Origin of the sequence: Nitrosomonas sp. Nm51 (assembly GCF_900111165.1) — a bacterium.
Lineage (GTDB): Bacteria > Pseudomonadota > Gammaproteobacteria > Burkholderiales > Nitrosomonadaceae > Nitrosomonas.
This window is the reverse complement of sequence record NZ_FOGH01000005.1, coordinates 1-12,630: the sequence shown is the minus strand read 5'-3', so window position 1 is coordinate 12,630 and position 12,630 is coordinate 1. Positions and strand designations below refer to the sequence as shown.

Genomic DNA, 12,630 nt, shown 5'->3' with positions numbered 1-12,630 from the left:
AAAGCGCTGGTGCCAGAGCAGCCTGTAACCCGGGAAAATGTGAAACTGTACTTCAAACTGAATCTGCCAGTCTATTGAATCATAAAGGAAAACAGAGCCATGTCCAGCCGACAAAAACCAATTGTGATCGTGACAGGCGCTTCCGGAAATATCGGCGAAGCGCTCAGTGAAAGCTTGAAACAAAAATACCGGGTCGTTGGACTCGATATCAATTCCTGTAAAGAAGCCGATACCAGTATTGAATGCAACCTGACATCCGATGATTCCGTAAAGTCAGCCCTGGATGCTGTGCGTGCACAGCACGGAGAAAAAATAGCGGCCGTGATTCATCTGGCGGCTTACTTTGATTTTACCGGAGAGCATCATCCGCTGTATCAGGAAGTGACAGTTGACGGAACCCGGCGTTTACTGAAATTTCTTCAAAGTTTCGAAATCGAACGGTTTATCTACGCCAGCACGATGCTGGTTCATGAGCCAACGGTGCCGGGTCAGAAAATTGATGAAAATACGCCGCTAAAACCGGCCTGGGCGTATCCGCAATCCAAGGCCGAAGCGGAAGAAGTCATCAGGCAGCAGCATGGTCAAATACCGTATACCATTTTACGCCTGGCAGGCGTCTACGATGATGACAGCGCAGTTCCGACATTGACCTATCAGATTTCCCGGATTTATCAGCGCGATTTTAAAAGCCATCTTTATGCAGGCGACTTGATGGCCGGGCAGGCTTTTATTCATAAAGAAGACATGGTGGCGCTTTTTCAGAAGGTGGTGGACAGGCGCAAGAAACTGCCGGACACCAATATCATTCTTGCAGGCGAAAACGAAGTGATGGGGTATCGGGAGCTGCAAAACCGGATCGGGTATCTGATTTTTGGCAAAAAAGAGTGGCAAACCATCGATATGCCCGAATTTCTGGCGAAATCAGGCGCATGGCTGGAGGAAAAAGCCGAACCCATTATCCCGGATGAGATTGATCAGGGCGAAAAGCCTTTTATCAAACCGTTTATGATCGATCTGGCATCCGACCATTACGATCTCGACATCGGCCGGGCACAGGAATTGCTCGACTGGCAGCCCAAACATCGCATTTATGATGGATTAAAAAATATTATTGCGAGTCTCAAAAAAGATCCGGCGGCCTGGTATAAAAAAAACCGTATTACGGAACCTGACTGGATGCGGGCAGCACAAGAAAAACACAAAAATGCTGATCGAATCAGAGAGAAGCATGAAGCGTCGTATCGCCGCCAGCACCATGAAAATATCTGGGCGCATTTTCTGAATATGGGCCTGGGTTGTTGGCTCATAACGGCGCCTTTTACACTGGGTTATGAATCACAGGCAATGATCTGGAGCGATATTGTATCGGGTTTTGTGCTGCTTGTGCTGTCATTTGTATCGTTATCCTGGCGTTTTGGTCTGGCACGCTGGCTTTGTGGCGGAGTGGGGCTCTGGTTGCTCGGAGCGCCGTTAATTTTCTGGGCGCCGACGGCCGCCGCTTATTTAAACGACACGATCGTCGGTATGCTGGCCATGGGATTTGCGGTTTTGACCCGGCCGGTACCGGGCGTCTCACCCGTCGCCGCCCAAACCGGGCCCACAATACCGCCAGGCTGGACCTATTCGCCTTCCAGCTGGTTTCAGCGTTTGCCAATCATTATTCTGGCATTTATCGGATTTTTTATATCCCGTTATTTGTGTGCGTATCAGCTTGGGCATATCGACAGCGTATGGGAACCTTTTTTTCCCGGCGCATTGCAGGATCCGAAAAACGGCACTGAAGAGGTCATCACCTCGTCGGTTTCCAAAGCCTGGCCGGTGCCGGATGCCGGACTTGGAGCGATGACGTACGCGCTTGAAATTTTAACCGGTATCATGGGTTCGTCCAGGCGCTGGCGCACCATGCCGTGGCTGGTTATGCTGTTCGGCATTCTGATAGTACCGCTGGGAATTGTGTCGATTTTCTTCATTATCATACAACCTATCTTGATTGGAACATGGTGTACCCTGTGCCTGATTGCTGCTGCTGCGATGCTGATACAAATCCCTTATTCCCTGGATGAATTGATTGCAACCAGTGAATTTCTGTACCGTAGAAAGAAACAGGGTCATTCTCTTTTGCGTGTCTTTTTTCAGGGTGATACAGACGAAGGAAAATGGGAAACGGTTGAAGATAGTTTTGCACAGAAACCTTCCTTTATTATCAAGGAGATGCTGGGCGGGGGTGTGACGTTACCCTGGAACCTGGTGCTATGCATTCCTATCGGTGTCTGGCTGATGTTTACGCGTGTGACGCTCGGCAATGAAGGGGGGATGGCGAATGCCGATCATTTGATCGGCTCGCTGGTGCTGACGGTAGTCATTACGGCTTTGGCTGAATCCGGCCGCGCTTTCCGCTTTTTTATACTGCCATTGGGAACCGCCTTGCTCGTGACGCCTTTTTTCTACGATACAAGTACGCTGTCCTTGACCTCCAGCATGGTCTGCGGCTTGTTACTGATTGGCCTGTGCCTGCCGCGCGGCACAATTTATAACGAGTACGGGGACTGGAGGCGGTTCATTGTTTGAAACGTTTTCAATACCGGTTAATTTGTTGATTTTTTCCGTGCTTGCCGGTGCGATCTGGGTGTCCGGTACGCGTTTATCATACCTGGTTGATGCGATCGCCGAACAGACAAAAATCGCACGTGCTTTCATGGGGCTTATTTTTCTGGCCACAATCACCGAACTGCCGGAAATGGTGACAAGTATTACTGCAGTCTCGGCAGGTAACGGGGCGCTTGCCATTAATAATATGTTCGGCGGTATTATGATGCAGCTGGCCGTATTGGCCGTTGCCGAAATTTTTATCATAAAAGGCACGCTCAGTTCCGCGCCGCGCAATCCTTCCGTATTAGTCGCCGGCCTGTTGCTGATTCCATCGCTTGCGCTGCTGCTGCTGATAAGTTACACCGGCGATATGCCAGTAATCGCACATATGGGACTTGGCAGCCTGTTAATCGCGCTGCTGTATATTTTCTTTATGTACTTGCTTTGGAAAATTCAGGACCGCGATACCTGGAGTCCGGTTGATCTTCCGAATGAACAGATAGAACATGGAGAGGTGCGGAACAACCGCTATGATGATTTACCGTTACGAAGACTCATTTTGTTTTCGGTGATGGCCGGGCTGATCATATTGCTGTGCGGCGTGTTTATCGTTCATGTTGCTGAGACACTGGCTGATCAGACGGGACTGGGCAGCAGTTTCATTGGCGTTTCTTTATTGGCGCTGACTACGTCATTGCCGGAACTGAGTACCGCCATAGCGGCAATCAGGGTGAAAGCCTATACCATGGCGATTTCCAATATTTTCGGCAGTAATCTGATCATGATATTTTTGATACTGCCGGTGGATGCTTTCTTTCTGAAGGGGCCGATTCTAAACCATATCGATTTGTCGGCTTCGATCGCGCTGGTTGGCGGTATATTTCTGACCGCGACCTATTGCATTGGGCTTTTGATCCGTCCGAGAATGAAATTCTTCCGCATGAATATCGATTCGTTTTTAGTCCTGCTTTTTTATCTGGCGGGATTGTTCATCCTTTATCAGGTGCGATAGATAATGACAGGGTATAGCCAATCCGGGCGATATCAGCCTGGCGGCTTGGACGCCCCGTCTTCGTTCATGGTGTTTCCGGGGGTGCGCCCGCCGATCGGCGCCAGGCCGGTCTGCGGTTGTTACTTCGGCTGTTGAAAAACCGTCACGGCCTCGCGCCATCGTATAAACCTGAAATCCTCAGTTGACGCGACACAGTTGACCGCTACAACTATGGCCAGTCTTGTGAAATAAAACCAATAGTTCTTTATATGCTGCTCACCAGAAGGGTGGTCACGCTGTGATGCTTTAAGCACACCGTTTTTCCTTTTTTGCTGCGTGCAATTCGTTTCAACAGCGCGCTATCACGCCTCGTTGCGCCTTGCCAAAAAGGAAGAACAGTGTACTCCAAGCATCATCCTTTAAGGCTGCCGATGAAAAACCGAGCAACGCAATCCATTGCGTACGCCAGGTGGCAACATAATGCAGTGTTTCGCCAACTGGGCGGACAGACCCAAGGTAATGATGACGCTGCATAAGTTTATGATAGTCTGCCTGTTCCTGCTGAGTAACAGGACGAACGACGATTTCTTTAAGCTGCAAAAGCTGATTTCAATCGGGTTTTGTTGAGGCTCCTTTATATCAATATTCGTTGGTTATGTTCAGCTTTAGTTAAATGCGCACGTCCCTATTAGCTCTCAGGGTTAGAGCAAATTTGCCCTGGTTGAGCGGGTGAAATTCTTGATTTTTAGTGTTGATTGAGTTGAAAATGTGTGATTTTCTGGTTTTTTCTCAGTGTAATTGACAGATTGATGTGGGTTGAGTACATTTCAGTTGGACGAGAAGGGCGCTTACTCTGCTATACTCGGTGCTGTCGGGCAATCGCAACTGCGAGGGTTGCGTTCACCTCTAGGTTAAGGCGAGTTATTTGGCTTTGCTGCAATTGTTCGTCGTCTGCGTGCTGGCAAGCACGGTAATGTGCAACCTGACGCGTGATCCGCTAGGCGCCGACGGCAAGACGATGCATCTCAAGGATCGAGGACATCTAGCCGACGATCTGGCTCAGAGGGGCTGATCCGGGGCTATTAAGCGCCCGTCTATTATCTAACGAAGCCCGCAACCTCTGCGCGGCTGACAACCTTTGGAGGAATCATGCATTCACTGGCACACGATTATCCCGCTACGTTGCTGGCAGAGCGCGAGGCGCCGTGCCTGTCGCTCTATCAGCCGACCCATAGGCATCACCCCGACAACGAGCAGGACCCGGTTCGCTTCCGCAACCTCGTCAAGCGATTGGCCGTATCGCTGCGCGCGAAATATCCGGCGTGCGACTTACAGGCGCTGCTGCACCCGTTCGAAGCGCTCGCCGAAGATCGCAATTTCTGGAATAAAACCGGCGATGGGCTCGCCGTTCTGGGCGCAACGGATTTCTTTCGAGTCTACCGGTTGCAACGGCCGGTTGCCGAACTGGCTATCGTCGCCGACAGCTTTCATGCTAAGCCGCTGATGCGCATCGTGCAATCGGCCGACCGTTACCAGATTCTCGGTTTGAATCGGCAAGCGTTTAAGGTATTCGAGGGCAACCGCGACGTGCTGGATGAATTATCCCCGATCGCCGACGTGCCGCAGACCGCCGTTGAATTGTTGGGCAAGACCCCCGACGACCGGGAAGGCGCTCACCGCACTCACGGACCGAACGGCGTAGCTGCAGTGACCCAACAGGGCGGCGGCGTGCCCCACGCCGCCGCCACCGTAACCCGCCACGGCACCGACGTCAGACAGGATATCGAGGACCGCGATACCGAACAGTTCTTCCGCGCTGTTGACGCGGCGGTACTGAAGCACTGTTCACAACCGTCGGGGCAACGTTTGATCCTGGCGGCACTGCCGCAGCACCATCATTTGTTTCGCGCCGTCAGCGCCAATCCGTCGTTGATGGATGAAGCAATCGATGTCCATCCGGATGCGCTGTCAATGGATGCGTTGCGCGAACGCGCTTGGCAAGTCGTACTGCCGCATTACTTGCAGCGACTGGCCGGATTGGTCGAATCGTTCGGCGCTGCTGCCTCGAACGGCCGCGGCGCCGACGACCTACATAGCATTGCCGAAGCAGCGATTGCCGGGCGGATAGAGACGCTCCTGATCGAGGCTGACCGACTGCTGTCTGGTCATATCGAGTCTAGCAGCGGCGAGATCACGATCGCGGATCTGGCCCATCCGGAAATCGATGACGTGTTCGACGATCTGGGCGAAATCGTTCTGAAGAAAGGTGGCGAAGTCATCGTCGTCCCCAGCGACCGCATGCCGACAACCTCTGGTGCTGCCGCAATCTACCGCTACTGATGACTGGTTTCGCCCGCCTGCATGCACTGCTCGTCGACGATGACTCATTGGCGCAGGTGTGCCGCGATCTACCCGAATCCGCGTGCCGAGCGCAGCCGCACAACTACGGCGTGAACGTCGTATCGCTGAGTCTGACGAGAGTCGGAGAGGGCTTGGCCGATCCCAAGCTCGTGCTCGCCTGGTTACTCGACGCCATCGGCACGCCAGCTTGGGCGCTCGGCCTGCTGGTCCCGGTACGCGAATCGCTGGCGATGCTGCCGCAACTGGTAATTTCGGCGCGTATTCGGCGGCTCGCCATTCGCAGAACCGTTTATGTGTTCGGCTGTATCGTACAGGGCGTCGCGATCATCGGCTTCGGCCTGATGGGGTGGTTTGCACAAATGTTTTCCGGTGCCCTCGTCGGCATCGTTGCAATCACGCTGATCGCGATATTCGCTCTTGGCCGCAGCTTGTGTTCGATAAGCTTCAAGGACTTGCTCGGCAAAACCGTGGACAAGGGCCGCCGTGGCTCGATCAGCGGCACGGCGGGCACCATTGCGGCCATAGCGACGCTGCTATTGGCGATCAGTTATTCAATCGGCTGGATTCCGCTCACGATACCGGTCGTCGCCGGCATGGTCGTGCTCGGAGGAATCTGTTGGTTGTTGGCTGCGTTCGTCTTCGGATTGATTCGAGAAGAGCCCGGCGCAACCACAGGCGACATCAATGGTCTGGCCGCGGTCATTGCGCAGCTCGGTTTGCTGCGCAGCGATGCACAGCTGCGCCGCCTCATCGTGACGCGTACATTACTGCTGTCGACAGCGCTGGCGCCACCGTTTTACATCGCACTCAGCGGCGATAGCGCAGCCAGTGGGCTCGGCACGCTGGGCACCTTCATGATTGCGGCGTCTGCGGCGAGCCTGTGCAGCACCTACATCTGGGGGCGGTTCTCCGACAGGTCGAGTCGTCTCGTGCTGATACTCGCGGCGACACTCGCCGCGCTAGGGAACGCAGCTGCTGCTTTCGCTGCACTGATAATGCCGACCATGCTGGAAGAGTCGTCATTATTGCCGGCGTTGCTTTTCGTACTTATGATCGCGCACCAAGGCGTGCGACTCGGGCGATCAGTGCACGTCGTCGATATGGCGGACCGCGACAACCGCGCAACGTACACCGCGCTCAGCAATTCGATAGTCGGCCTGGTCCTACTCGCAGGCGGCGTCTTCGGCGTCATCGCGCAGTGGCTCGGCATCGGCGTTGTGCTGGCGATATTCACATCAATGGCAGCCCTGGCGATAGTCGCGGCAGCTGGGTTGAATGACGTTCAGGCCACTTAGCCCATCTTTTCCAACTGGTGACTTACTAATTCTACTTTGTCAGATTACTCAAAAGCCACTTTCCGTCTGGCAGAAGACTTTTTAGCGCTGAGCCGTCGCCGGTGCCGCTTATGAATAATATCAGCCAGATCCTCGGTGGTAAGTTGTCTTTGCGGCAGCATGTGCGCTAATGCGGTCACCAGGTCATTGAAGGATAACATCGGCCATCGTTTGCGCCCAAGCATCCTTTGCTTGACCAAGAATAGCGTTGCCAGCATGACCAGCGCCATGTGATGATGCCATGCATCCCACCGGCGTACTTGATAATCGGCCATGCCGCATTCGCTTTTCGCCTCATGAAAGCTGTGCTCAATGAAGAAACGCTGTGCCTGTACTTGCGCCAGTTCTTGTAACGGCGTTTCAAGTGACGCGTTGGATAAGCAATAATGTGATATTTCGCTAGCGCCGACCTCCCGCCTGGCCAGCAAGTGCCAGCGATGCGCCTGTTTCTCGCTGCCATCCCATGCCCATACAAACGCATGAAGATATTCCGCTTCCAGCATACCTTTCTCGCCCTCGCGCAGTTTAATGCGCCGCCATACAGTATCCGGCTGCTCAGATGCCCATTGATCAACACGTATCGCCTCAGATTGTGCTTTCAGGTGTTTCGGTTGCCTGCCACGGCCATTCCTGGCAGGAATACTCGGCATTGGGTCTACCGAAAATCACAATGGGTTGCGCTCTTTACCACCGACCTGGATCTCTCCGTCGAGCAGATCATCGAGTACTACGGCGCACGCTGGAAAATAGAAGCTGGTTTCAAGGAAATCAAACAGGAAATCGGTAGCGCTAAAAGCCAAGCCAGAAACTGTCATTCCGTTACCAATCATCTCAACTTCTGCATGATGGCTGCCACCATAACCTGGATATACGCCGATCACCTTGAAAAAACACCGCAGCGTTGTTACGCTGTTAGCAATCGAGCGCATTTCGCTTTTTCCGATGTCAGAAAGTTGATTACTCGGGTCGCGCTCGATAAAGATTTTGTTAGCTTTTGCCCTAAACCCGGCAACCCCCACAAAATTCATTCATCAGCGCATTGTTACGGATGGTCGCATAGGAAAAAGCGGGAAACTTCAGTCAGGAATTACTATGGCGGTATTTATCAAGGGAAAAGGGGTGCACGCATTTTACACCATCCAGCCGGAGATTTCAGGCATGAAGAAAATGCATAATGCATTGGAAGCCACCGGTTTGAGCCGGTGGCCGGTTCGTCTTCATTTTTGATGACAAACCGCACAAGAATAAGATTCCGCGGACAAGACGGGTTTATATGCGCCCGTTGAACCATCCGGGGCTGCGTTAAAACGACTGACATTAAGTGGCGCGTTTATGATCCGCTCTTCAAGTTCACTTCGATATTTCCATGTAGAATAACCCGGAATCACGCGCGCATTAGCATAAATTTTTTGTGCAGTATTCCAGTCACCGGCTTTAACCAGCATATCGCCCATATTCATAAAAAAGCCTTCTAGATTGTGCGGGGCTTTATCGCTGTTCCAGCAAACCCTTTTTCTTCCTTCAAGCGTTTCTCGTGTCAAAAAAGGCGTAAAATCAGGGTCGTCGCGATTAATTTTTTCGCCAACACAAAGTTCGTAGTTCTGCCATTGCATCTCCAGGGATTGTTTATAGATTTGATTCCCGGGTGGAAATATGCGGCTGAATAAAAAACCGGGTGTGAGCAGATTGAACTCAGGCCAGTCCAGAATGGATTGTGTGAGTACTTTGAAACCATCTTTTGTGCGTGCATCGTTGAAATCCGTTTGCCCTTCAAGGATGGTCAAGCCGCCGAGTTGCCCTAAAAAAATTGCGTTAGGAAATAAATCGACGCTTCTTCGCAGATATTTCCGTGCAATGATGACGCTATCGGTAATTGTCGGTGGAATATCGTCCAGTCTGGATTGTTCCGACAAACGCCAGAGGTGCGTGCTGCCAATGTGTCCGGCAGTAAGCGGATCTTCCGGGTCAATCAGATAAGCGCCGACGAGTGCATTGAGTACCTGGTCAATCAGATCATATCTGCCGTTATTGAAAGCAAACCAGAAAAAATTATCGGCTTCGATGGCGGCTTCTGTACGCTGCCTGGAAGGAATCGTTTCTGAAGGATCCCTGTAGCTGAAATGACGGTTGTGGTGGTTGAAAAAATCACGATCAAGTTGCGTCGCTTCATTACGAGCAATTGCAATTGTACTCATGCTTAATAACAAAACTAAAACGAATGCGGCGGAAAGTAATGAAGATACCGTGTCTTGCCTGACCATTGCTATGACCCCCTTACAAAAGCAAGTGTGTTACGGATTAGTCGTTCGGATTTTGCGTTTCTCGATACGCGCGCCGCGCACTCCGGTCCAGGCGTACAAGTTGCTGTATGGTAATCAAACCGCTGTGTTTTAACTGAAACAGGTGCTGCCTTACACAATTCGTATAGTCGCGCCGGTTTTCCCACTGCGCATCGTAACTGCACGGAATTTCGGGTATCGAAATCCGTTCACCTGTTGCGACGTCGTATAAGCGATTGCGCACACCGCCGGGCCAGAGTATGTCGACCGTACCTTTTTTTGCTTTGCCCATACCGAAAAGCAGTTCAAGACTGTTTTGCGAGGCGTGGCTTGAGCCAGCTAATAACGGCTTGATTACACGAAGCCCGTTTTCGGGTTGAAAAGAGACGATTGCGCCAATGCCGTTACGGTTGACGCGACCATAATCGGTTAATCCTGCGGTACCGAGAAGCGCAATAGCCGCCCAGCCATTGTTATTGCCGCCGCTGTTAATTTCAACCGAGAGCGAGCCTTTGGTTTTAAGAATGCCGGGATTGAATATCAGCTGACCCGGTTCGTTTCCAGGAAGCCAGGTCGGTACAATATATGCGGTAGCATCAAATTCTGACGAACCTGCCGGTGGTGCGGGAATGAGTGGATTGGGTTCTGGTGTGTCGTAGTTGGATACCGAAACGATATCGCTGAAACCATCCTGATTAAGATCGGCGACTGCAACACCAAGAACAGCTCTGCGGCTGTGGTCGGTATCGCTTTTAGCCGCCAAATCATATTCGAAAGTTGCGCTGCATTCCTGATTATTCAGAATAACACCCGGATTTGAGGCTTCGAGCGCAATAAACATATTGAGGCCGCCATGAAATACAATATCCTGGTCGCCGTCATTGTCGTAATCAACTATCGTTGTTCCCCAGCCAAAAGGGGTCGCCATCAAATCACCCACGCCGGGATCTGAAAATGTGCCGTCAGCCATGCCAAGCAGCCAGCGTGAACTTTGCTCTCCAATATGATAGGGTGTTCCCGTAAATGGTACGAAATAATCGCCTTGATTCGTCGCGAATATATCCATCAAACCATCGCAGTTAAAATCGCCAAAGTCCAGCCCCATCCATGCGCCAAAGCGGAACATTTTCTTTTCTCCGGTAACGTCGGTAAAATTTCCGCTGCCATCGTTTTTAAGAAAATGAATGAATCCGCGGTCAAGACCGCCTAATTGCGCGTGCGGGAAAGCACCCTGATCATGTGCAATGATAATGTCGATATGGCCGTCCTGATCGTAATCGACCATGGCGATTGACCATGTGATACCTGACGCACCAGATGGCGCAAGTGATTCAGCCGGGAAAGCAAGATCGCGAATACCCGATGATTCGCTGATATCGGCAAAAGTGTTATCACCCTGATTTAGAAAAAGCTGGTCCGGTTCGTTCAGCGCATAAGGCTCGACGAACATTGCGCGATTAGAATTAAAGTTGTATGAATTGCCCACAACAATATCCAGTAATCCATCGCCATTGACATCACCCATGGCGCAAACCTGCGCATTCAGGTTACCTGCGCCCATTCTGGCGGTTTCGGTAATATTGACGAAACGGCCATTACCTTGATTCTCAAATAATAAATTAGGTTCGCTTCTGCCAAGTACGTATAAATCCAGATCGCCGTCATTGTCGATGTCGCCGTAACAGACACCTGCGCTATCTTGCGAAATAGCGCCGGCACCAGAGCGCATACCTACATCAACAAAAGTAAGTTCGCCGGTTTCCTTGAACTGGTTTTTAAACAGACTATTGGGTGTTCCAGGACCATTGGTGACATATATGTCTTGGTCGCCGTCACCGTCATAATCCAGGATGGCTATACCCGGCGAACCTTCGGGGCGATTGACCGAGTCGGTAAGGGCGCTGAGAGATGGATCGTCAACCAATGAAAGAACACCTTTGGCATTAAAGGTATCAAGTATTTCAGTCAGTTCCAGTGAGGGCGTACGTTCATAATTCAATCCTGAAGATGGGTCGGCAGCGATATCATGAAATTTGATACTGCCTGCAACCGTACTGGTTGCTGACAAAACGCTGATTAATAAAACAGTGGATTGGACCTTTGTCACACTTGTTTTGAGTAATGATAATAGTTGTTTGGATTGCCGGGTATCCAGGCTGTTAAATGTCATCGGGCTGTCTCCATTTACATTTGATGTTCAAAAAGCTCAAGGCGCGTGACTGGAGCGCTGAAGATTAATTGCGCTATGGTGGTTTGTGGTCTGTAATTTACAGGAGAATCAATGTGATGCGCTGTGAGAATAACCACAAATCGGATGTGAAACGCCGGCCGTACTTGTGTTGTACAATCAGGATCGTTAGATAGTGTCGTCGCAAGTTAGAAATAGCTGTATCATTTTATTGTAAGTGGTTATTAAATATGGAAAAATATGAAACAAGCCTATCATCGGCACGATTTTTCAGACCATGTTCGGCCGTTATTGGAACCGCATGTGCCGGGGCGAGCTGGTAGCTGGGGAGGAGTTGCGAGAGACAATCGTCGATTTATCAGCGCGGTATTCTGGATTTTGCGTACAGGCGCACCTTGGCGTGGTCTGCCGCCTGACTATGGCGACTGGAAGAACACGTATCGACGCTTCTGCCGATGGCGGGATAAAGGGATTTGGGAGAAGCTACTGGAATCGCTAGTGAATGCCCCGGATTTTGAATGGCCAATGATCGATGCCGGTCACATCAAAGTTCATCCACATGCATCTGGAGAAAAAGGCGGAAATCAGGCGATGAATCGCACAAAAGGGGGCTCAACACAAAATTACATTTGGTCGTGGATGTGCATGGTAGCCGGTCCGAATGCTTATTACAAGCGGCATCACAGCGGATTGCACGGATTGCACTCAAGCTGTTGAGTCGATAGAGGGAATTGACGCCGGTTATCTGCTGACCGATCGAGCTTATTGATGCTAACGAAATATTGAAACACTGGGGACTGTAAATTAAACTGTGTAACTGTCTGGGTTAAACATACTCAATCAGTCGATCCTCGAATTCGATCATAAACCGGTTCAAAGCCGCTTTCC

General features: G+C 51.2%; 9 protein-coding genes and 2 pseudogenes. 7 read left to right on the top strand and 4 right to left on the bottom strand.

Translation table 11 applies throughout. From position 1 onward, the window contains the following. Window positions 1-99 precede the first annotated feature (99 nt). Window positions 100-2,568 (top strand): vitamin K epoxide reductase family protein, encoded by a 2,469-nt coding sequence (locus BMY60_RS03310; RefSeq protein ID WP_090331198.1) that lies wholly within the window; start codon window positions 100-102, stop codon window positions 2,566-2,568. Next, a complete protein-coding gene (locus BMY60_RS03305; protein ID WP_177166562.1) occupies window positions 2,561-3,601 on the top strand; it encodes a sodium:calcium antiporter in 1,041 nt (346 codons plus the stop codon). Before BMY60_RS03310 ends, BMY60_RS03305 begins: the two co-directional genes overlap by 8 nt. Before the next feature lie 327 nt (window positions 3,602-3,928). Here BMY60_RS03305 and BMY60_RS03300 read toward each other — a convergent pair whose 3' ends face one another. Beyond that, the gene (locus BMY60_RS03300) at window positions 3,929-4,180 is read right to left on the bottom strand and encodes a Druantia anti-phage system protein DruA (protein ID WP_090331195.1); all 252 of its coding nucleotides are present in this window, start codon (window positions 4,178-4,180) and stop codon (window positions 3,929-3,931) included. Window positions 4,181-4,729: 549 nt separating this feature from the next. Between BMY60_RS03300 and BMY60_RS03295 the strand changes: the two genes are divergently transcribed. Together BMY60_RS03295 and BMY60_RS03290 are read left to right on the top strand one after the other, a co-directional pair. Then, a complete protein-coding gene (locus tag BMY60_RS03295; RefSeq protein ID WP_090331193.1) occupies window positions 4,730-5,920 on the top strand; it encodes a baeRF3 domain-containing protein in 1,191 nt (396 codons plus the stop codon). Further along, on the top strand, window positions 5,920-7,236 hold the full coding sequence (locus BMY60_RS03290; RefSeq protein WP_090331192.1) for an MFS transporter: 1,317 nt from the start codon (window positions 5,920-5,922) through the stop codon (window positions 7,234-7,236). Before BMY60_RS03295 ends, BMY60_RS03290 begins: the two co-directional genes overlap by 1 nt. Before the next feature lie 44 nt (window positions 7,237-7,280). Here BMY60_RS03290 and BMY60_RS03285 read toward each other — a convergent pair whose 3' ends face one another. After that, window positions 7,281-7,925: a hypothetical protein gene (locus BMY60_RS03285; protein WP_143057340.1), complete on the bottom strand. Its 645-nt coding sequence runs from the start codon at window positions 7,923-7,925 to the stop codon at window positions 7,281-7,283. Between BMY60_RS03285 and BMY60_RS16570 the strand changes: the two are divergent. Both BMY60_RS16570 and BMY60_RS16140 read left to right on the top strand, forming a co-directional pair. Further along, window positions 7,878-8,072, top strand: a pseudogene (locus BMY60_RS16570) (transposase); the annotation flags it as partial. The gene BMY60_RS03285 and the pseudogene BMY60_RS16570 sit on opposite strands and share 48 nt — an antisense overlap. 295 nt (window positions 8,073-8,367) lie before the next feature. After that, window positions 8,368-8,502 carry a hypothetical protein gene (locus tag BMY60_RS16140; RefSeq protein WP_256250650.1) on the top strand — a complete coding sequence of 45 codons (135 nt, stop codon included), beginning with the start codon at window positions 8,368-8,370 and terminating at the stop codon, window positions 8,500-8,502. Here BMY60_RS16140 and BMY60_RS03275 read toward each other — a convergent pair. Together BMY60_RS03275 and BMY60_RS03270 are read right to left on the bottom strand one after the other, a co-directional pair. Further along, window positions 8,493-9,470 (bottom strand): hypothetical protein, encoded by a 978-nt coding sequence (locus BMY60_RS03275; protein ID WP_143057339.1) that lies wholly within the window; start codon window positions 9,468-9,470, stop codon window positions 8,493-8,495. The genes BMY60_RS16140 and BMY60_RS03275 overlap by 10 nt on opposite strands. A 103-nt stretch (window positions 9,471-9,573) precedes the next feature. Next, window positions 9,574-11,724 carry a CRTAC1 family protein gene (locus tag BMY60_RS03270; protein WP_090331187.1) on the bottom strand — a complete coding sequence of 717 codons (2,151 nt, stop codon included), beginning with the start codon at window positions 11,722-11,724 and terminating at the stop codon, window positions 9,574-9,576. 258 nt (window positions 11,725-11,982) lie between these two features. On the opposite strand from BMY60_RS03270, the pseudogene BMY60_RS03265 reads away from it, so the two are divergent. Further along, window positions 11,983-12,508, top strand: a pseudogene (locus BMY60_RS03265) (IS5 family transposase); the annotation flags it as partial. Window positions 12,509-12,630 lie beyond the last annotated feature (122 nt).

Bases quoted from the DNA above. Each gene is read 5' to 3' on its own strand.
- BMY60_RS16140 (WP_256250650.1), top strand. From the start codon at position 8,368: ATGGCGGTATTTATCAAGGGAAAAGGGGTGCACGCATTTTACACCATC.
- BMY60_RS03275 (WP_143057339.1), bottom strand. From the start codon at position 9,470: ATGAGTACAATTGCAATTGCTCGTAATGAAGCGACGCAACTTGATCGT.
- BMY60_RS03310 (WP_090331198.1), top strand. From the start codon at position 100: ATGTCCAGCCGACAAAAACCAATTGTGATCGTGACAGGCGCTTCCGGA.
- BMY60_RS03285 (WP_143057340.1), bottom strand. From the start codon at position 7,925: ATGCCGAGTATTCCTGCCAGGAATGGCCGTGGCAGGCAACCGAAACAC.
- BMY60_RS03295 (WP_090331193.1), top strand. From the start codon at position 4,730: ATGCATTCACTGGCACACGATTATCCCGCTACGTTGCTGGCAGAGCGC.
- BMY60_RS03270 (WP_090331187.1), bottom strand. From the start codon at position 11,724: ATGACATTTAACAGCCTGGATACCCGGCAATCCAAACAACTATTATCA.
- BMY60_RS03290 (WP_090331192.1), top strand. From the start codon at position 5,920: ATGACTGGTTTCGCCCGCCTGCATGCACTGCTCGTCGACGATGACTCA.